18 protein-coding genes are annotated in these 21,324 nt (G+C 35.7%); 5 read left to right on the forward strand and 13 right to left on the reverse strand.

Going from position 1 to position 21,324, the window contains the following annotated elements:
- Positions 1–56: 56 nt before the first annotated feature.
- The 5 genes from E0F91_RS05405 to E0F91_RS05425 form a co-directional block, all read right to left on the reverse strand.
- Positions 57–1,211, reverse strand: coding sequence for a lycopene cyclase family protein (locus E0F91_RS05405; protein WP_165930092.1), 1,155 nt, complete (start codon positions 1,209–1,211; stop codon positions 57–59).
- A gap of 88 nt (positions 1,212–1,299) precedes the next feature.
- On the reverse strand, positions 1,300–1,815 hold the full coding sequence (locus E0F91_RS05410) for a fasciclin domain-containing protein (RefSeq protein WP_132065309.1): 516 nt from the start codon (positions 1,813–1,815) through the stop codon (positions 1,300–1,302).
- 282 nt (positions 1,816–2,097) lie between these two features.
- The gene (locus E0F91_RS05415; RefSeq protein ID WP_132065310.1) at positions 2,098–4,359 is read right to left on the reverse strand and encodes a TonB-dependent receptor; all 2,262 of its coding nucleotides are present in this window, start codon (positions 4,357–4,359) and stop codon (positions 2,098–2,100) included.
- A gap of 148 nt (positions 4,360–4,507) precedes the next feature.
- Positions 4,508–5,752: a GTP-binding protein gene (locus E0F91_RS05420; RefSeq protein WP_132065311.1), complete on the reverse strand. Its 1,245-nt coding sequence runs from the start codon at positions 5,750–5,752 to the stop codon at positions 4,508–4,510.
- Positions 5,749–6,102: a MerC domain-containing protein gene (locus E0F91_RS05425; protein ID WP_132065312.1), complete on the reverse strand. Its 354-nt coding sequence runs from the start codon at positions 6,100–6,102 to the stop codon at positions 5,749–5,751. The genes E0F91_RS05420 and E0F91_RS05425 overlap by 4 nt, the downstream gene beginning before the upstream one ends.
- A gap of 89 nt (positions 6,103–6,191) precedes the next feature.
- On the opposite strand from E0F91_RS05425, the gene E0F91_RS05430 reads away from it, so the two are divergent.
- From E0F91_RS05430 to E0F91_RS05445, 4 genes are all read left to right on the forward strand, one after another.
- Positions 6,192–6,575 (forward strand): Fur family transcriptional regulator, encoded by a 384-nt coding sequence (locus E0F91_RS05430; RefSeq protein WP_073353236.1) that lies wholly within the window; start codon positions 6,192–6,194, stop codon positions 6,573–6,575.
- 165 nt (positions 6,576–6,740) lie between these two features.
- The gene (locus E0F91_RS05435) at positions 6,741–7,388 is read left to right on the forward strand and encodes a metal-dependent transcriptional regulator (protein ID WP_132065313.1); all 648 of its coding nucleotides are present in this window, start codon (positions 6,741–6,743) and stop codon (positions 7,386–7,388) included.
- A gap of 2 nt (positions 7,389–7,390) precedes the next feature.
- The gene (locus E0F91_RS05440; RefSeq protein ID WP_073353233.1) at positions 7,391–8,209 is read left to right on the forward strand and encodes a ZIP family metal transporter; all 819 of its coding nucleotides are present in this window, start codon (positions 7,391–7,393) and stop codon (positions 8,207–8,209) included.
- A 63-nt stretch (positions 8,210–8,272) separates the two neighbouring features.
- Positions 8,273–8,695, forward strand: a complete 423-nt coding sequence (locus E0F91_RS05445; protein ID WP_132065314.1) for a hypothetical protein — start codon at positions 8,273–8,275, stop codon at positions 8,693–8,695.
- On the opposite strand, the gene E0F91_RS18270 is transcribed toward E0F91_RS05445, so the two are convergent.
- The 6 genes from E0F91_RS18270 to E0F91_RS05475 form a co-directional block, all read right to left on the reverse strand.
- Positions 8,692–8,820 (reverse strand): FeoB-associated Cys-rich membrane protein, encoded by a 129-nt coding sequence (locus tag E0F91_RS18270; RefSeq protein WP_072675702.1) that lies wholly within the window; start codon positions 8,818–8,820, stop codon positions 8,692–8,694. The two genes, E0F91_RS05445 and E0F91_RS18270, sit on opposite strands and share 4 nt — an antisense overlap.
- Before the next feature lie 65 nt (positions 8,821–8,885).
- Positions 8,886–11,114 carry a TonB-dependent receptor family protein gene (locus E0F91_RS05455; RefSeq protein WP_132065315.1) on the reverse strand — a complete coding sequence of 743 codons (2,229 nt, stop codon included), beginning with the start codon at positions 11,112–11,114 and terminating at the stop codon, positions 8,886–8,888.
- Between the two features lie 507 nt (positions 11,115–11,621).
- Positions 11,622–13,880, reverse strand: coding sequence for a TonB-dependent receptor family protein (locus tag E0F91_RS05460; protein WP_132065316.1), 2,259 nt, complete (start codon positions 13,878–13,880; stop codon positions 11,622–11,624).
- Positions 13,881–14,002: 122 nt separating this feature from the next.
- Entirely contained in the window at positions 14,003–16,105 is a 2,103-nt protein-coding gene (feoB, locus tag E0F91_RS05465; protein WP_132065317.1) for a ferrous iron transport protein B, read from the reverse strand.
- Positions 16,099–16,341, reverse strand: a complete 243-nt coding sequence (locus E0F91_RS05470; RefSeq protein ID WP_132065318.1) for a FeoA family protein — start codon at positions 16,339–16,341, stop codon at positions 16,099–16,101. The genes feoB and E0F91_RS05470 overlap by 7 nt, the downstream gene beginning before the upstream one ends.
- A gap of 153 nt (positions 16,342–16,494) precedes the next feature.
- Entirely contained in the window at positions 16,495–17,160 is a 666-nt protein-coding gene (locus tag E0F91_RS05475) for an SCO family protein (protein WP_132065319.1), read from the reverse strand.
- Between the two features lie 232 nt (positions 17,161–17,392).
- Between E0F91_RS05475 and E0F91_RS05480 the strand changes: the two genes are divergently transcribed.
- Complete coding sequence (locus tag E0F91_RS05480) at positions 17,393–19,456, forward strand: M13 family metallopeptidase (protein ID WP_132065320.1); 2,064 nt, start codon at positions 17,393–17,395, stop codon at positions 19,454–19,456.
- Positions 19,457–19,522: 66 nt separating this feature from the next.
- Here the strand turns inward: E0F91_RS05480 and E0F91_RS05485 are convergent, their stop codons facing one another.
- Both E0F91_RS05485 and E0F91_RS05490 read right to left on the reverse strand, forming a co-directional pair.
- Complete coding sequence (locus E0F91_RS05485) at positions 19,523–20,464, reverse strand: DMT family transporter (protein WP_243698843.1); 942 nt, start codon at positions 20,462–20,464, stop codon at positions 19,523–19,525.
- A gap of 1 nt (position 20,465) precedes the next feature.
- A complete protein-coding gene (locus E0F91_RS05490) occupies positions 20,466–21,269 on the reverse strand; it encodes an SDR family oxidoreductase (RefSeq protein ID WP_132065321.1) in 804 nt (267 codons plus the stop codon).
- Positions 21,270–21,324: the final 55 nt, after the last annotated feature.

The following is a 21,324-nucleotide window of genomic DNA, read 5'->3' on the forward strand; positions in this document are numbered from 1 at the left end:
AGTTGCAAAGTTACAAAGTTTACCTTCAAGATTAAGAGTTGAATTATAAAGTTTTGTTATAGTTTGATTGATTTGAAAACGACATGAAAAATTGCTTTGATAAATAATGTTTTGGGACATTTCAAAATCACTTTTATGTCTTCGACAAAAGAGGTTTCTTCATCTAAAAACTTAAAAATCAAGCTGGGATTGCCTTTTTTGAACATGGAAGAAAAGATGTGAGAACCCAACTCATTTTTTCGGTCTAAAATATCCAACAGTAGCAGGTCATAAAACCAGAATTTGCTTCTTTTATGAAATTTTCTAAAATCAGTTTCCCTTTGTAAAAAGGCTACGAGTTCAGATGATTTTTTATCAGAATTTTTAAAAGTATAGCCCGTACTTGCTTTGGTCCATCCGCCAGAAGTTCCTATGTTCAGTACGTTTTTTGTATTCGCCTTCCAAAAAGGGAAACACGTCATAGGAATGCTACCCTGTTCTTTCTCTAAGATTTCATAATTTGTGATACCCAGTTTTTCAATGTAGTGCTGGATCTCGTTTTCGTATTCTTCCTTTTTTAAATGCTGATGAGAAAACAAAGTGTATTCTAATAAAGCTTCAGTTTTAGATGTTGGCAATACGTACATAAAACGGGTATTCCCTTTTTGCTCCACCGAAAAATCCATGAAAGTAGCTTGCTCTGGATTAAAAACGGGCTGCTCGCTTTTTATAAACCAGCCAATAAAATGCTGCTGAAGCAAAGGATATTTTATCTGACTTACAGCTTTTTGGCTGTTGTAAATGCTATTGAATAATTTGGAACACGAAAAACTATCTTTTTCAGTTTGTACTAGAACTATGGTCTCTGATTCTTCAATGGCCAATACTTTCTGATGAAGAAAAGTAATGTTGTCTTGTTTTGAAAGCAAGTCAAAAACTTGATTGTAAAAATCGAGTCCTTTTACCATATTGTATTGATACGGCTTCAAGTGTAAATCGCGGCGAAAATTTTCATTGGCAAACAAAGCTAAATCCCATTTTTTAGAAATCGATGGTTCCCAAGCGGAGTCCTGCGTTTTCCAAAAGCACCAGGTTCTATCATTCGTTTTTTTGGTGTTTTCGTCCAATATCAAAATACTGCTATCGGTAAATGAACCGGATTGCACCATTTTATATACGGTCATCAAAGCCGATAGTCCTGCGCCTGTAAAAATATAATCATACTGTTTCACTTTGCAAATATAATTTTTTAGAGGCAGTATTAAAAGAATAAACCACGCCAAAGCGTGGTTTATTGATCAATCGTAAAATAAGTAAATACTATTTGTGCATTAAAACAGTGTCAATTACATGAATTATACCATTTGACGCATCTAAATCTACAGCAGTAATTGTTGCAACTCCACCTTTGTCATCTGTAACAATTACATTTTCACCCTTTAAAGATGCTGTTAATGTACCCCCCTGAACGGTCGTCAAAACAGCTTTACCTTTTCCTGCTTTTATAGCTGCTACAACTGCTTTACTATCAATTTTACCAGCTACAACGTGGTATGTTAGAATGCCTTGTAGTGTTTTTAAGTTTGCTGGTTCTAATAAACTTGCAACTGTACCTGCAGGTAATTTGTCAAAAGCGGCATTCGTAGGTGCAAAAACTGTAAATGGTCCTGCTCCTGTTAAAGTGTCGACTAAGCCTGCTGCTTTCACAGCCGCTACCAATGTCGTATGGTTTTCAGAACCTACTGCTACTTCTACAACGTTTTGTGCAAAAGAGCTAATACCAGTAAAAAGTGCAATTGCTAGAATTGCTGACGAAATAATTTTCTTTGTTTTCATAGTGACTTTGTTTTCTGTAAAAATACGATGTTTCTAAAACGTACTTATTACAGTTTGTATAAGTTTAACTACCGTTTACTCTCAATAGTTTAAAATTATATATTGAAAACTAGCGAATTATAAGGTTACAGCAAGTAATTGCGACTCCTTACCAAATTTTAAATTTTATAGTATCGTTTTCTGAAAACAAAAAACAATGAAACAAAATGGTTTTCAATTTGATTTAGGTAAAAGTAAAACACAAGCTTCTCAGCGTTAAATTAAGTTAGAAAACGACATTATCTAATCAATATGGTACCGCAGTCCAAGGAACATTCGCCTGCCTTGATTGGGACCGTAAGCGTAGGTTGGATCAAATGTCAAGGCATAAGGGTTGTCAGCAGTGGGTACAACATTTCCAGTGTTGTCGAACTGTACATTTTTGTCAAAGGGATCATTTGCTCTGGCAATTAAAAAAGGATTCCCACGATTGGGTGTCCAATTCAATAGGTTTTTAACACCACTATAAATTTCTAAATTATGAATTTTTTTAAATGTAAATTGAATGTTTTGAATACTAAACGGTAGGGAGTTTTCACGTCGAGGGTCGAGTGCACCAAGAAGAGGCAAGCGCATGGATCCAGTCACATTGCCGGTGTAATCAATGGCTAAAAACCAAGAAGGAATTTCATAATTAATAGCCCAATTAACTGAAAATTTCTCTGTGAATAAGGGTACAAACTTCTGATTGTTTTGCTTCGTTAAGGGATCTAAATAACTTGCGCCAACTGTTGCTTTTAGTCCAAATGGCGTGATCCAATCCACATTAGAACTGAGTCCAAAAATTCTGGAATAACCATTTAAATTGTCATAAATAATCTGATTAGGATTTATATCATAATTCGCAAAAATCTTATTTGTAAAATACGTGTACCAAGAGGAAAGTTCTAAATTAATGACACCAGCGTTGGTGAGATTGTATTTTTTTAAATAGTTCAAATTTAAATTATAGGAGGTTTCAGGCTGTAGGTCGGCTAGTAGAATAACGGTTCTTGCTCCTGATAAGGCTTGGTGATCTTCAGTAAAAAGATTGACAACTCTAAATCCAGTTCCAAAATTGAGCCGTAAAATATCATTTGTGGATGGTTTGTATTTAAAAGCGAAACGAGGCGTTATAATAGAACCATGAGCTGCATTATAATCATAGCGCAAACCAAGTAGCGCACTTGTTTTGTCGCTGAATTTAATTTCGTCTTGAGCAAAAGCACTGTAAATTTCGGAGTGATCAGCGTTTATAGTTGCTGCCGTGTTATCATTATAATATTGATATCGAAATGCTGTACCCAAAAGTACCGAATGATTGTTCCAGTTTTTATCCCAAAGCAGTTGCCCAAAAGCAATTTTTTGACTGGCCAGAAAAGTGGAATTACCGTAAACAGAATTTTGGTCGTGACCGATTAATGAAAATTGCAGATACATTTTTTCTTTAATGGGAAGTTCATATTTGCCCAAAACTTCATAACGGGAAGTATAAATACTTTCACCATAAACGGCACTTCCGCCTCTAAAACTTTTGTTCCACTGCATTTCGCCGCCCCATCGATCTTCATACAAATACCTTGAAACCAAACTAAATTCTTTTTTTGATTCTCTATTGAAGTTCAATTTACTGAAAATAGAAACTCGGTTTTGTATCGATAAATCTGTAAAATTATCGTTGTTGTTATCAATAGGGTTGTTATAGGTAAAATAATTTACCCCAATCAAGGCGTCGGTCTTTTTGCCTATGGTAGTTCGATAACCCAAATCAATGTTGGTCTCTAACCACGAAGTGGAGAAAATATCAGCTGTAAAAACAGGAACAGCTTGGGGTCTTTTAGTTATGATGTTGATTAGTCCTCCCACTGCTTCGCTGCCGTATAAAGTAGAAGCCGCGCCTTTGACTACTTCAATTCTATCGATCATCGAAGTGGGTATTCCTGACAACCCATATACTGTCCCAAGGGCGCTGACTATGGGCATGCCATCAATAGTAACCATGGTGTACGGGCCATCTAATCCATTGATGCGTATGTCGCCGGTATTGCAAACATTACAATTGTTTTGTGGTCGTAAACCATTTACATTTTGCAATGCATCAAAAACAGTACTAGTTGGATTTTGTTTTAAAAACGTTGCCGTTATGATCTCAACAGGAACGGGGTTTTCCAAACGTTTTACAGGTTTTAGCGTTCCTGAAATTACCACTTCATTGAGTTGATTTTGATCCGTTGAAAGTTCAATGTCAATAGTTAGATTCTCATTTTTTTTAATGATGATGTTCATACTCTGAGATAGGTAATCTTCAGCCGAAATAGTAAGTTTATATTTTCCTTCTTCAATGTTTTCTATGCTAAAATGTCCTAAACTGTCCGTTTGTGCAGTATAGTCAGTTTTGATTAAAAGAAGTCGTGCCGCTATAATTTTGCTTTCGTTAGAAGAAACAAAGCCTGAAATACTCCCTTTTTCTTGGCTGTAGCCAAAGTTTAAAGTCAAAAAAAGCAACAATAAATGTATTTTTTTCATTTAATTTAAATTAAATTTTAGACAAATCTAAAAAATATATTTGACATTCTAAAAATAGTAGCAATTTATCCATAAAATAAAAACGGCTCACCCTGAAGATGAACCGTTTAAACACCCAATAATTAACCAAAACAATCGGGATTTATAACTAATTTAATTCATTTAATTGAGCTGTTACGGCATTGGTAGCGGCTGCTCTTGGAATAGGAAAATCATCTTTGCTTGAGAAAAATCCATCTTGTAAATCCATAATTTCATCGGCTGTGCACAGGCAATTATCGAGTTGGCTTCGAACTTCTGTTTCATTTAATGCCATGCCTATAAATACGATTTCGTTCAGTCGGTCACCAAAATTAGCGGTCCATCGTTCTTCAATAATATCTTGGTATTCGACAAAATTATTGAAAGTCATCCGTTCACCAAGAGGCATACTTGCCCACCATACGCCGGCACCTTCAGCTTTCATGGATCCGCCGGCTTGACTCCAGTTAATTGCTTGTTCGGGTCTAGAAGCAATCCAGCAAAGACCTTTGCTTCTAATAATGTTCTGCGGAAAATTGACGGTGAGGTAGTGCCAAAAACGTTGTGGATGAAACGGGCGCTCGTCTCTGAAAACAAAAGATGAAATTCCATATTCTTCGGTTTCAGGGGTATGAATTCCTTCCAATTCCCGCATCCAACCCGCAGAAGATTCCGCTTCTTCGTAGTTGAATAAATGCGTATTTAGTAGCTCACTTGCCGGAACTTTTCCAAGAATTGAAGTGATTATTTTAGCCACAGGATTCAGTTTTGTGAGTGAGGCTTTTAATAATGCTAATTCTTTTGCAGTAACTAAGTCGGTTTTATTTAAAATAATAACATTGGCAAATTCAATTTGATCTACGAGCAGGTTAACAATGGTCCGATTATCATTTTCAATATCGGATGCTTTTCTATCTTGTAAGGTTTGTGCTGAACCAAAGTCTTTGAAGAAGTTGAACGCATCTACTACAGTCACCATAGTATCGATGTAACTAAATTGAGACAAATCAATATTTTCCTCTTCATTAACAAACGAAAATGTTTGTGCCACGGGAATAGGTTCACTTATGCCTGAGCTCTCAATTAACAGATAATCAAAGCGATTTTCTTTGGCTAATTTTTCAACCTCAAGCATCAAATCTTCGCGCAACGTACAACAAATACAGCCGTTACTCATTTCAACCAACCGTTCTTCGGTACGTGACAAGGTGTTTTCAGCTTTTACTAAATTGGCATCAATATTTACTTCGCTCATATCATTGACAATTACAGCTACTTTCAAGCCTTCTTTGTTGTGAAGAATGTGATTGAGTAAAGTGGTTTTTCCCGCTCCAAGGAAACCAGATAATACAGTTACTGGTAATTTTTTCATAAGTGCTTTTTTTTATGATTTTTATAATTCATAAGATGGCCCATTATCATCCCGATACCTCCCAGCAGAATTAAACTAGTGTGGTAGTCCCAAAAGATTTCGATCACTACGCCTAAAAGGATCAGTGTTATAGAAACTAAAAGCAACATAATAACCCCTAATTTAGCCGTTTTGATAATCCGTATGACAGCCCAAAGCCCTATAAGAACAAATAGTAAATCGATGTAGGGATTGTGAATCAATCCTATAGGCAGTATAGTCAGTAAAGGGAAAAGTAAACAATGAACTAGGCACAAACCGGCAGTTGAAATCCCTAAAATATCCATGTTAAACGATGTTGTTTTCTTCATTTCTCGTATATTTGCTTAATGCAATTGTGTTGCAAATATAGAAATATATTTTATAATGCAACAATGTTGCGTTAATAATTTAAGCAAAGATGAAAGCCACTCGAAATACCACTGCTAAAACCACTATTTTAGAAATTATAAAAAATTCAGCAGTCGCTTTGTCGCATACTGAAATTCAGACTTTAAGCCATACTATTTGTGATCGTGTGACTATTTACAGGGTTTTAGATCGTTTAGTAAGAGAAGATATAATTCATAAAATTGTAAATTTAGACGGAACTATAAAATATGCGAGTTGCCATCACGCTCATAATGAAATAAAACATACCCACAATCACATTCATTTTAGTTGTGAGAAATGTCACTTAGTAACGTGCTTAGAGCATGTTGAGCCTACTTTTGATTTACCACCCAATTATCAAGTTAATGAAGTCAATTTTACGCTTTCTGGTTTGTGCCCGAACTGTTTATAGAAAGTAAAATTGTTTTAGACTAGACTAAAAAAATATTTTTGGTATTCTTTTTTGTTTATATTTGTTGCTGAAGTTATGTTGCAATTTTAATTGTTAAATAATTTTAGCAACACAATTTATTTCTACATCGTTATAAGATGTAGGGAAAATATCCAAAATAATACTATGACCTTTTCAGAAGAAAATTATCTCAAGACCATATACCACCTTATGGCAGTGTCGGATGCTGATATTAGCACCAACGCCATTGCTGAAAAAATGGAAACAAAAGCATCATCTGTCACCGATATGCTTAAGAAACTTGCCGAAAAAGAGTTGGTTAACTACATAAAATACCAAGGGGTATCTCTTACCGAAAAAGGACAATTAGCAGCCAAAATGATTGTTAGAAAACACCGCCTTTGGGAAACTTTTTTAGTGGAAAAACTAGATTTTTCATGGGATGAAGTACACGATCTTGCGGAACAACTGGAGCATATTAAATCAGAAAAACTAATCAATAAATTAGATGATTTTTTGGGAAATCCTACGGAGGATCCTCATGGAGATGCTATTCCCGATGCTAGTGGAAGAATTACAAAAATAGAAAAACAGCTACTTTCTGAATTAGAGAAAAACCGAGTAGGAATTTGTGTGGGAGTGAAAGACACCTCTTCTGATTTTCTAAAGTATTTAGACAAGCAAGAAATCGCTTTGGGTTCTCAAATTGAGATTATAGAAAAGGAAAGCTTTGATTCCTCTTTTAGAATTCGGGTTGGAACCAAAGAAATAACGATTTCACATAAAATAGCCAGTAATATATATATCAAATAATTATGTATCAATCAATTGTTGATTATTTCACGAGTATCGACCCAATTTTAGCCGCTTTGTATGCGAGTTTATTTACTTGGTTTCTTACCGCTTTAGGGGCTTCTTTTGTTTTTATGTTTAAAACCATGAATAGAACCGTTCTCGATGGAATGCTCGGTTTTACCGGGGGCGTAATGGTCGCCGCAAGTTTCTGGAGTTTATTGGCACCAGCCATAGAAATGACTGGCGGTGAAGGTTTTGAAAAAGTTATTCCCGCAGCTTTTGGATTTTTCCTTGGTGCGCTGTTCATTTTTGGAATAGACAAAGTATTGCCGCACCTTCATATCAATTTTAAAGTTTCAGAAGGTGTTAAATCTCCTTGGCAACGTACTACATTATTGGTTTCGGCTATTACACTGCACAATATTCCAGAAGGTTTGGCTGTTGGAGTTCTTTTTGGAGGTGTCGCTGCTGGAATTCCTGAAGCTTCTATTGCAGGAGCCGTCACTTTAGCGATTGGTATCGGAATTCAAAATTTTCCTGAAGGAATTGCTGTCGCTATGCCGCTGCGACGCATGGGTATGAGCAGATGGAAAAGTTTTATGTACGGACAATCTTCCGCATTGGTAGAACCAGTTGCGGCGGTTTTAGGGGCTTTTGCAGTTACGTTTTTTACTCCAATCTTGCCGTATGCCTTGGCTTTTGCCGCAGGAGCAATGATTTTTGTAGTAGTTGAAGAAGTAATACCAGAAACACAACAAGATAAAAACACAGATATTGCCACGCTTGGATTCGTTGGTGGGTTCATTGTGATGATGGTTTTGGATGTGGCTTTAGGCTAGGAATCTTTTTTTATTAAGATTTTCAGGCAAATAAAGCGTAGTTTTATATTTCAAAAACAGCCTATGAAAAAGTCAATACTATTCTTTTTTATCCTTATCGGTACTTTTGCTTTGGCGCAAAGCCTCAAAGCTCAAAAAATAAAATATGTGACTATAGATCAAAAAGTGTGTTCCAATCAAAAAGATTTTCAATTAGTTTTAAAATCGATTGTTGCTGATTCCCGCTGTCCTGAAGGCGTAACTTGTATTTGGGCGGGAGAAGTCACCGCTGTCGTTTCGGTGTATAAAGATTCAAAGCTGATTGAAGATGCAACATTGCTGTTCGCAATGAAAAATGAAAAAGAAAATAAAGAATGGTTTGCTAGGTACTTACCAGCAAAACAGCAGAAAATAAAAACCATGCAGGTGTTGCCGTATCCAAAAGAAGGAAAGAAAATTGATTCCAATGACTATTGCCTAAAAATCGGCTATTACAAACAGGATTAACTGCAACCGCAATCGCCACTTCCACAGTTTTTGTCCGATTTTTTCTTTTTGAAGAAGAATTTTTTAATTAGAAAAGCAAGTGCGACGGCTAGTGCAGCAAAGGCTAAAATTTCTTGAATGTCCATAGTGTAAAAATAAGAAAAAGCAACCGATACCGGTTGCTTTTTTGAGTTAAACTAATGACAATTTTTTACAATTGTGCCATAATTCCGATGTTAATTCCAAAAGGCTGTCCTGGTCTTAAACCGGCAGGAACTCTAGAAACTGCATATTCCTTATCTAACAAATTGATTATATTTCCCATTAAGCTAATGTGCTCGTTAAGATTATATTTTGCCGAAAAATCTACAATGAAATTAGACGCAACTTTATTGTTTGCTGCAATAGTTCCAGTACCAGCGATAGTCCTAAAAGCATCAACATATTTTCCGCTAACGGCAAAGTTGAATTTCTGGGTTTCAAATGCCGTGGTGATGGCGAGTTGATTTTTAGCGATGTATGGAATTTCATCACCGCTTTCCACCGTTCCCCAAATGGCGCTGTTGAAATTGTTTTTCAATTCAGTATCGGTCAATGTATATGAAATAGTCACGGGTATTTTGAATCCTTTTTCTAGGTTGTCTATAACATTATAAGTTGCTAGTAATTCAATCCCTTTTACAATCGCTGCACCCGCATTAAATAAATCACCAGTTCCAGCGCCTCCTCCTGACATCGAATCAGATCCTTGCAGATTTGAAAAATTATTATAGTATCCTATGATCTCTCCTTGTAATGCATTCTTGTGGAAACGGAAACCCAATTCTGTATTTAAACTGTTTTCGGCATCCTCTCCTGCAGATACACCAGGAGGCGAAAAACCTTTGTGAACACTAGTAAATAAGTTGTAATCATCATTTATTTTGTACAAAATTCCCATTCCTGGAATCCATACATTGATGTTGTTATTGGCTTTTGCCAAGGTAGTCCCAACTCTATTAATATCATTTGTACCATAATTCAGTGAATTTAATTTGATATCTTCATAACGAATTCCTGGAGTAAAAGTAAATCGATCAATGTTCAAATTATAAAGTACATGTGCTGCAATAGCTTCTGCCTTTGTAATTCTATTTGCATCAGTTCCTGGAGTTCCGTTACTAGTTCTGTTCATTACTCCGTTTTGGATGGCGTACCCATCTACCCATTGAAAACGATCTTCGTAATCCTCATGGTAGCGAATACCAAAATCAATATCATGTTTTGCTTTTCCTGTTTCAAAAGCATAGTTTGCAACGGTTTGTATCCCTTTTGCTTCATAATCTCTGTTGTTTGCTTTTACTAATAAAGCGTTATCAACCGTGTTGTCAGCTCCTGTTACGGCTCTATATTCAGCATTAAATCGAATAGGATCTTCCAGTATACTGTTAATACTTACTCTTGATGTCCCCAAACGTAAAGCATCTAACTTATACCAGTTTCTGGCAAAGTCATTTTTGTATGCTTTGGTGGTAATACTAAGATTTTTAGAGGGTTTAATTAAATGTGTCAACATGATTTGACTGTGTTCAGTATCGATGAAATCTTCATTAGAACCTACATATCTTCTAAAAGCATCTTTAGCATAATCTTCATCTGTCAAACCAAGGTAGGTTTCATTTGCCAAGTCTTCACTGTATTGAATTTTAGCGGTCAAAGACTGATATACTTTAGCATCAGCATCAGTATTGATTCTGAATTTTGCCACGTAATCATTGGCCTGAAAACCTGTATTTCGGGAGCTATTATCAATTTTTTTAAACCCATCTGAATTTCGGTTGTTGTATTCTAATACGTAACCAAAATTTTTGTGTTCATCACCAATATTTACATACGTTTTCTTAGTGTTAAAGCTTCCTATGCTGGCGATCACACGTCCAGAAAAACGGTTTGGAATTTGGGTTGAAACCATATTAATGGCACCTCCTGTAGTGTAAGGACCGTATTGAATCTGGCTACCCCCTTTTAATATCTCAAAGGATTGCATTCTGCTTACAGTTGGGAAATAGTACGCTGCTGGAGCAGCATAGGGCGCTGGTGCAATAAGAATTCCATCTTCCATTAAAGTGATTTTCTCGCTTCGATTGGGGCTAGTACCTCGCATGCCTATGTTTGGTCGCAATCCAAAACCGTCTTCTTCTTGAATTGTAACGCCGGGAACTGTTCGTAGGATGCGTGAAACATCATCGTAGTTAAACGCTTTTAATTCTTTTGGAGAAATAAAATAAGTAGAGCCTGCTTTGTTTTTAGCTTTGAACTTACTTCCTATAATAGCATCAGTGGTAATGAGAACTTCTTTTAAGCTTTCAATACTGTCCTTTTGAGTTTTTGAAAGTTCTTTTTCTTGGGCAAACATAACGGATGTAACTAATAAAGAAGCTACAATTAAATTATTCTTCATTTCTATTTAGATTGATTCTATGGTGCAAAAGTAAAACACAAATCTTATTTAGACAAATTAAAAATAATAAATTTATTAATTTAACATTCGTCTACTGTTTTGATGTCCAAAAACGAGTATTTCAGTTTACAACATTCAAAGTGAATAAGAAAATAGACAGGCCTCTTGAGTTTTAACGTTAGTGATAAAAGCTATCTCGACATGATTATTTTATAAAACAATAACCATAGTGCCTACAGTACGAATGTTTTTTAGAATAAAACAATCGTATTATAGACACTATAGAAATAGTTTTTGGTATTTTTAGTTTGGAGATTCCCAGTAATTCCAACGTTTTTATCAATGCCAAACGCTTCTTACTAGTCCATATTTTAGCTTAAAAGTATATTGCTTCTTTTGGCAATTATTTTAGGAGTCGAAACAATTTGCTGTTAAACCAAATCTAAAACGATTCTCCTTTACTAAATTGGTCTTGCGGTGTTACTTGGATAAGTATACATTAACAATTTAAAATCTTGCTCCAATGGATACTACAAAAGTTCTTCCTTCTCCCGGCAAAATTCCGGGTCCAGGATATCCACCAGCTCTTCTGGTGGCATAATTTTCATTTGTCAAATTATTTATACCTGTTCTGATATTATAATTTTTAAGAAATTTATATTCAGCTGATAAATCTAGTACTTCATAACCATCTAATAATCCCGTAACACCGTTTGCTGATGGAGAAGTAGTGTTATTAGCATCCGTGAAGATTTTACCAGATGTTTTATACTGTAATGTTGCCGAAAAATCAGTTTTACTCCAACTTATCCCAAAATTATGTATGTATCTTGGTGCATTTTCTACACGATTCCCCGCAAGATTCGTCTCAGTTATCATAGTATTAGGAGCACTTCCTGTTGCCGTACTTATTTTAAAATCAGTATATCTTGAATCAATAAAACTACTGGTTAAAAAAACATCAATATTTCCATAGGTTTTTTCAACATCAAAAAATTGAGTGATATTCATGTTGACAAAAGCTTCGATTCCTTTGTTTACCGTTTCTCCTAAGTTGGTTCTAAATAAAAAGGTACCTTGTGCAGGGTCATTATTTAGAAATTGTCTCACACCCCCTATTCTATTATTATAACTCAAATAAAATAAACTGAAATCGAAATTCAAAAATCCTTTTACTGTTCCTCTATAGCCTAAATCAGCATTGTAACCACTTGCATCTCTCAAATTAGGATCAACAACATCCGTTACTGCTGGCGGTGTAATATCAGAAAACAACACCGGTCTAAAAGCTTGTGTAATGTTCCCATAAATGTTAGTAGAACCTAATTTATATTCCATCCCAAGACCAAATAGTGGCTGGTGGCGTGTTAGTTTTTCGTTCTGAAAAGGAATATCATTTCCTGAGCTCACGCCAAATCTTCCATCTCCAGAAGAAGTAATATATTCATATCGAACACCAGGAACAACACTAAAGTTCTCCGTAACTTTGAAGTGATTTTCGGCAAAAAAAGCAACATTTTCTGTCTTAAAATTTAAATCTCTTGGAAATCTTTCGGCAACTGTTAAATCGAAATCAGAAGCTGTCGTTCCTTTACCCTCTTGTTGTCTGCGCGTTTCTGCTTTATACATTCTTACTCCAAAAGCTAAAGTATTTTGGCTTTTACCCACCGCATAATTGTAAGTATTTCTGTTTTCAATTCCAAAATTTTTGTAAAAATCTCTGTCAACTCTTCTATTAGAATAGTCGTTTGTTGCAGGATTTATAGCGTCTAATATATTTGGTGTTCCAAGAAAACCTACACTATTTCGCTCGCCTACTAAACCAAATAGTTTTGTGTTAGATTTTAAAGAACTAGAAATTTGTGTGTCAAAGTTCACGGAAAACACATTCCATGGCGTTCCAAACCAGTTTCTTTCTCGTGAAGACTGCCTAGAATTTTCTTTAAATTGTTGATCAGTTAAGCCGCCTGCCTGCTGCATGGAGTAATCCATATTAGTATATTCAGCTGATAATTTTGTGTTTTTTGTAAAAGCGTACTCTAGAAATAGGTGAGAATTACGAACTTTGTATGCACTATTTTCTCTCCAACCATCGGCGCTTCTAAAATGATTGTAGGCAAAATAAGAGAATTTATTTATTTTTCCTCCAATCGAATTGTAGCTACTCATCAGATTATAACTACCAACGGTATTTTGTGTTTCGAAAGCAAATTTTCTTTTCTGTTCGCGTTTCAAAACATAGTTGACCATTCCACCAAATTGTGGACCAAATTGTAAGGACGCTCCTCCGCGTACCAACTCTATATTTTCTACAGCTTCTAGTGGTGGATTATAATAGGCTTCTGGATAGCCAAAAACATCTGATGAAATGTCATAGCCGTTTTGTCTGGTATTGAGTTCCCAGCTCCGGTTAGGACTTAATCCTCTTACGCCAATATTTATTTGAATCCCTGATCCATCATTTTCCCAAACGGTAACTCCTGGAACTCTTGAAAAAACCTCACGAGCATTATTTGTAGTTAAATTTGCGGTAATAGCTGAGAGTTTTAATACTTCATTTTTTTTTCCTACAAATATTACGTTTTCTTTTACTTGAGGCTGTCTCTCTGGACTTTGTTTAAAGGGCGTTACGGTAACCGTTTTCAAGTCGATCATCGTCGGGTTTGCGCGTACTATGCTGTCTTTTTGGGCTTGTGAAAGCTCTTGTTCTTGGGCAAATAAAACAACTGTGGCAAAAAATAAAATTACTACAAAACTATTCCTCATTTTTATTTAGATTGATTCTACGGTGCAAAAGTAAAACACAAATCTTATTTAGACAAATTAAAAATAGTGAAATTATTAAATTTAACGTTTGTTGACTGATTACACGCCCTGCTCTAGGTCAATTATTTCAAAATCTGATAGGCGAAGAGTGCGACTACATAAGCAAAGCCCGACATGAAAATTAATTGTCCTAAAGGCCATTTCCAAGAATTGGTTTCTTTTTTAGTGATGGCAAGTGTACTGGCACATTGCAAGGCAAAAGCATAAAACAACAACAAGGATATTCCTGATGCAAAATTGAAAATTTTCTCTCCTGTAACTGGATTGACCTCGGCAGCCATTTTATTTTTTATTGTTACCTCATTATCACTTCCGCCAACGCTGTAGATTGTAGCTAATGTGCCTACAAAAACCTCTCTGGCAGCAAAGGAGCTTATGATTGCAATTCCTATTTTCCAGTCGTAACCTAACGGTGAAATAGCAGGTTCGATTGCTTTTCCCATGATACCAATGTATGAGTTTTCTAGTTTTTGCGAAGCGACAGCATTTTCAAAATCAGCTGGTTGTAGTGGCTTGTTTTGGTTATTTTCAATAACAATTTGTTCTGCATTGTTGAATTTCACTCCCGGACCATAAGAAGCTAAAAACCATAGTACGATTGAAATGGCAAGAATAATTTTTCCTGCACCATAAATGAACGCTTTGGTTTTTTCTATCACATTGATTCCCACATTCTTGAAAAGCGGCAATTTATAATTTGGCATTTCAACTACAAAGTAGGTTTTCCCTTTGATTTTCAGAATTTTATTTAAAATATAGGCAGAGAAAATGGCCATTCCAAAACCTAGAAGATACAATAGCATCAAGGTCATTCCTTGCATATTCAAAAACCCAAAAACACGAGTATCAGGAATTACTAATGCTATAATAATCGCATAAACGGGTAATCTAGCAGAACAGGTGGTAAAAGGAGTTACCAAAATAGTAATTAAACGTTCTTTCCAATTTTCAATATTTCGGGTCGCCATTATCGCTGGAATAGCACAAGCGGTACCAGAAATAAGTGGTACCACACTTTTACCAGATAAACCAAATTTTCGCATGATTTTATCCATTAGGAAAACCACTCGACTCATATAACCACTTTCTTCGAGTATCGAAATAAACATAAACAAGAAGGCAATTTGCGGAATGAATATCAAAATACCTCCAATTCCAGGTATGATTCCCTGTGAAATTAAGTTGGTTAAAACACCAGCTGGCAATTCTTCGGCAGCAAGCGTGCTTAACGAAGCAAAAGAAGCATCGATGAAGTCCATTGGAATTTTAGACCATTCGAAAATAGATTGGAAAATAACAAACAAAATCAAAAAGAAGATCACGTATCCCCAGACTTTATGCGTTAGCACACGATCTAACCTACTTCGATAATCTCGTGCAACGGAGGAATCGATTTTCAATCCTTCTTTCAAAACATCATTGATGAATTGGTAGCGTTTTATAGTTTCTTTTTGTTGTAAACGCTTTAAATCAGAATGCGATTTCGTAAAAGAACTTCTAATTTCATTGCGTTCTAAATTCAGGAAGTTGACGTCCTGTGTAATAACCAACCACAACTTGTAAAGCAGTTGATTAGGAAATGCTTTGCGCAAGCTATTGAAGTAATCTGGATCGATTACGGAGGCATTCAAGCAAGGTTCAGTTGAAATGGTGCGGTAACTGACAATCAATTTTTTCAATTCATCAATTCCGTATCCTTTTCTAGAACTAATAAGCGCAATCTTTGTTTTTAAATGATCTTCCAGATACGGAATATCCAGTGTAATCCCTTTAAATTTCATTCTATCAGCCATATTGATGACTAGGATAGTTGGAATTTCGAGGTCTTTTATTTGGGTAAAAAGTAATAAATTCCGTTTTAAATTTTCCACGTCGGTAACGACTAGCGCCACATCAGGATATAATTTATCGTTTTTGTTCAGCAACAATTCTATGACTACATTTTCATCAATAGAACTCGCATTCAGGCTATACGTTCCGGGTAAATCTAAAATGTTCGCCTTAATATTATTGGGTAATTTGCAAAAGCCTATCTTTTTCTCAACAGTAATTCCAGGATAATTCCCCACTTGTTGATTCAGCCCAGTAAGCTGATTAAAAACAGATGTTTTACCCACATTAGGATTTCCAATTAAAGCGACGTTGATGTTTTGTTTGCTTACCATAAGTTGGTTTTTATAATATCAACCTCTATCTCTTTTGCAGTTTCTACCCGAATGGCCACATGCGATCCATTAATGTTTAAATACAAAGGATCTCCAAAAGGAGCAATTTGAAGTAATTCTACTAGATTGCCAGGCAAGCAGCCCATTTCCAATAATTTTAAAGGAACGGCATCGATGTCAAAGTCTTTTATGATGGCTTTTTCGCCTTTTTTGAGAGAATGTATCGTTGTTAGCAAAACTTATTTAGATTGAATTAAGATTGCAAAAATACACATTTTAATACAAACACAAATGATAAATATCACATTTATACGGGAAGTAAAACAATTGAGTCCTACAGATAATGCAGCGGTTCTATTTATAAAAACAGGAATCTGTTTGAATACTTCTTATTCGTTGCTCAAAAAAGTAATATCTTCTATTAAACGTTTCATGTCTTCTTTATTGGTCCCGTCATAAAAACCACGAACTCTCCTTTTGGTGTCTACCAAAACAAAATTTTCGGTGTGAACCATATCGTACAATTCACTCGGTTTTCCCAGTTTTACAGCTAAATAGGATTTTCTGGCCATCGTATAAATTTCTTTTTTGTCACCGGTAACTAGATTCCATTTGTTATCATCAACATGGTGTTTTTTGGCGTAAGCCTTTAAAACGGAAACACTGTCAGTCTCTGGAAAAACGGTGTGCGATAATAATTTCACTTTTGGATTATTGGCAAACGCTTTTTGAATATCGGCCAAATTAGTGGTCATCTTAGGACAAATGGAGCCGCAAGTGGTAAAGAAAAAATCAGCTACATATATTTTACCTTCGTAATCTTTTTGGGTAATAGTTTTTCCGTTTTGATTAGTAAAGGAAAAATCAGCAATCGTGTGGTACTTGCTTTTATACTGAACAGTACTATCTACTAATTCCGGATTCACATCTGCAGGATTGTAAATGGGAAGCATTTTCTTTGGCTTTAAAGCCGTATAAAACAAGGACAAAACAATGATTGAAAAAACAATGAAAACGCCTAAAAACAGACGGTATTTTTTTAAAAACTCGGACATAGTATTATTTTAATGCAAAAATACGAAAACGGGATTTATTTTTAATTCAAATTAACACAATCTTGTTTTGGATTGACTTCTTAAAAAAAAGAATATAAAATTTTGTCTTTTCTGATTAAACCTTGTGGTGCGTTTGAAGTCTAATAAAGATGTTTTAGTAAATAATTGATTTTAACTAAAAGTCACATTATTTATTAATAGCTTTGTTAACATAACTAAAAAACTAAAAAAAATGAAAAAAAGTAGCAATAAGCAATTGCTTTTTGTGATTCCCGCAATCATGGGCTTTGCGGTGGGTCAATCTCAGACTGCCCCGGCAGCTAAAGAACCGGGAATCAATGTGAATTACATGGATAAAAACGTGAAACCCAGCAACGATTTCTTTCGTTATGTAAATGGAACTTGGTTGGACAATACGGAAATTCCAGGAGACAGAACCCGCTGGGGTAGTTTTGACGAATTGCGTCAAAGAACAGATGCGGATGCATTGGCAATTTTAAAAGAAGCCACAACAAATCCAAGCTACAAATCGAATACCGATCAAGGGAAAGCCATTAATTTATACAAATCTATTTTAGATACTGTAGGAAGAAATAAGTTGGGCATGGCTCCTTTGAAACCGTATCTTAAAAAAATTGACGCGGTTAAAAACGCTAAAGATTTAGAAGCCTTATTAATTGAAATGGAACCTATTGGTGGCATCGGATTTATGGGTGCTGGCGTAGGAACGGATGCGAAGAACAGCAGTAGAAACGTGATTAATTTAGGTCCGGGTGGCGTAGGTTTACCAGACAGAGATTATTATGTTTCTGATGATGCAGATTCTAAAGAAAAACGTGCGAAATATGTTTTACACGTTGCCAAAATGTTGCAATATTTAGGTGATAAACCTGCCGTTGCTAAAACGAATGCAGAGAAAATTCTGGCGCTTGAAACTGCAATGTCTAAACCAAGGTTAGATAGAGTAGAGCGCAGAGACCGTCGTAAGTCTTATAATCCAATGACTTTGGCTGAATTGACTAAACTAACGCCGTCAATCAATTGGAACAATTATTTCACAAAAATTGGATTGACAAAAGTAGATACCGTGATTGTATCACAACCTAAATACATGACCGCTTTAGAAACTATTTTCAAAGAAAATAAAGTAGAAGATTGGAAAGCGTATATGCGTTGGAGTTTGTTGAACAGAGCTTCGAGCCAATTATCAACTGAAATTGAAAATGCCAACTGGGAGTTTTACGGTAGAACTTTAACGGGTGCTGTAAGTCAAAGACCACGTGACGAAAGAGCGTTGCAAACGATCAATGGTACGGTGGGTGAAGCTTTAGGGAAATTATATGTGGAGAAAAAATTCCCGGCTGAAGCCAAAGTAAAAGCGGAAAAGATGATTAAAAATATCTTCTTGGCTTTCGAAAACAGAATCAATAATTTATCTTGGATGTCTGCAGAAACTAAAGTAAGCGCGCTTGCTAAATTGCATAAATCAAGAATTAAAATTGGATATCCTGACAAATGGAAAGATTATTCAGCCTTGACGATCAAAAGTCCAGAAGAAGGTGGAACCTATTTTGACAACTCAAAAAACATGGCCAAATGGCGTTTTGAGGAGAACTTAGCCGAATTGAACAAGCCTGTTGATAAAGAAAAATGGGGAATGTCGCCACAAACGGTAAATGCGTATTACAACCCATCAAACAATGAAATTGTATTTCCGGCAGCTATTTTGCAACCGCCTTTTTACAATTACCAAGCAGATGAAGCCGTAAATTATGGTGGAATCGGTGGGGTTATTGGACATGAAATATCTCATGGTTTTGATGATTCAGGTTCCCGTTACAACGCTGATGGAAACTTAGTAGACTGGTGGACTGCTGAAGATTTGAAACAATTCTCCGCTTTGACTGGAGCACTTGCGGCTCAATACAGCGCTTTGGAACCAATTCCAGGAACTTTCGTAGATGGTAAATTTACATTGGGTGAAAATATTGGAGATCTAGGTGGTGTAAACGCGGCTTATGATGGATTACAGTTGTACCTGAAAGAAAACGGAAATCCAGGATTAATTGACGGATATACTCCAGAACAACGTTTCTTTATTTCTTGGTCGACGATCTGGCGTTCAAAAATGCGTGATGAAGCATTGAAAAACCAAGTAAAAACGGATCCGCATTCTCCAGGAATGTACCGTGCGTATGTACCTTTGCAAAATATAGATACGTTTTATAAAGCGTTTGATATCAATGCAAATGACGGAATGTACATTGCACCTGAAAAAAGAGTTAGAATCTGGTAATCAGTTTTAAAATAATAATAAAAAATCCCATTCGGTCTAAAATTGAGTCGAATGGGATTTTTGCTTTTACAAGGTTTCAATACTGGTTTTTCGTCCTTTCCGTAACGAATAATTCACCAAATACAATCCAAGCAACGTAACACTTCCGCCTATAGCAATGGCAGCGTTAAGTGTTTCTCCAAAGATAAAAGCACCAAGAAGCACCGCAATAATGGGATTAATATAGGAATAAACACTGCTAATTTCAGCAGGAAGGTTTTGGAGCGCATAAATAAAAGCAATAAAAGTAAGGATGGAACCAAAAACAACTAAATAGGCAATAGACCACCAGGAAATTGCTGGGATTTCACTTAAACTTACAGAAATTCCGGTTGCGCCAGTATAGGCAAAAACTAAAATACTCGACAAAAACATTTGTATTCCTAAGCTAAAATAAGGATTAAAAGTGGCCGCTTTTTTCTTCGTGTACAACGTTCCAAAAGCCCAAGTCAATGTAGAAATTACGGAAATAATTATTCCGAATCTGAAATTTGGAATCAAAAAATCACTCAAGTGGTCGTAAAAAATAACACAAACACCACTAAAACTGATAATCAATCCCATAACGGATAATCTGGACAATCGTTCTCCTCTGAAAAATGTTATGATCACAATCCATAAAGGCACACAAGCGCCAATTATTGCTCCTAAACCACTACTGATATACTTGACACCCCAAGTGCTCAATCCGTTGCTTAAAACAAAATTAAGAATACTTAGAATTATAATGGTTTTCCATTGTTTTCCCTTGGGCCATGGTGTTTTTTTAAATAAAAAATAGGAAATATAGAGGAAGCCTCCTAAGAATTGTCTGATTGCGACAAGTTGCAAGGCGGGCATGTGTTTTACACCTTCCTTTGAAGCGATCCATGTCGTTCCCCAAAAAAAACTGACCCAGCACAAAGCCAAAATAGGCAATCCAATGGCGCTAATTTTTGACGAAACGGCATTCTTAATTTTAGTTCTCACGTTACAAATTTGGTTTCGCAAAAATATACTTTAAAACCGTTTCTAAACGAGCACTTAAAATTATTTTTCCAACAGAATTTCGTTCAGAATTAAACTTTGGCAAAGCTAAATTCAAATCCCTAGCCTTTTGTGTGTAATATAGTTCTCGGGCAGGATGAGCTGGAGCCACCGCATTGAAGGTTTCATCCCAAGCATTATTGGCTATAATTTTTAAGATAATACCAATACAATCTTCCTGATGAATTAAATTAATCGGTGCATTAGGATTATCTAAATTCTCACGACCGGCCAGAAATTTGACAGGATGACGGTCTTCGCCAATGAGACCTCCGAAACGCAACACTGTCGTTTTGAAATGACTGTTATTTTGCAAAAGTTGCTCGGTTTCTAGTAACTGTTTTCCGCTTTCGGTATCTGGTTTTGGAATTGTTTCTTCAGTAACAAAAGACTCATCATCATTATAAACCGATGTTGAACTGATGAAAAGCACGTTTTCAATAGACGATTTTTCTATAAATGGAACTATATTCCTAATCTTAGAAACATAGTTTTCTTGTTCAGGACCACGTAATTTTGGTGGTACATCGATGATTAAAATGGTAGCATTTTCCAAGAAATCAGTTGGATTCCCAGAAGTTTTATTTTCTGAAAGTGTAATTAAAAAAGGAGCAATTGCTGCCTTGTCTAATACTGCTAATTTATCCGTTGAAGTTGTAGAGCCGCTTACTAAGAATCCTTTTTTTAATGCGGCTTTCGCCAAAGGCAAACCCAACCAGCCGCAACCCAGAATACTAATTTTTATCATTTTTTATTTTTTTACCGCAGATTCGCTGATTAAAAAAAGATTTTTCAAAAATCTG

This window comes from Flavobacterium sandaracinum, assembly GCF_004349135.1.
In the GTDB taxonomy this organism is placed as follows: domain Bacteria; phylum Bacteroidota; class Bacteroidia; order Flavobacteriales; family Flavobacteriaceae; genus Flavobacterium; species Flavobacterium sandaracinum.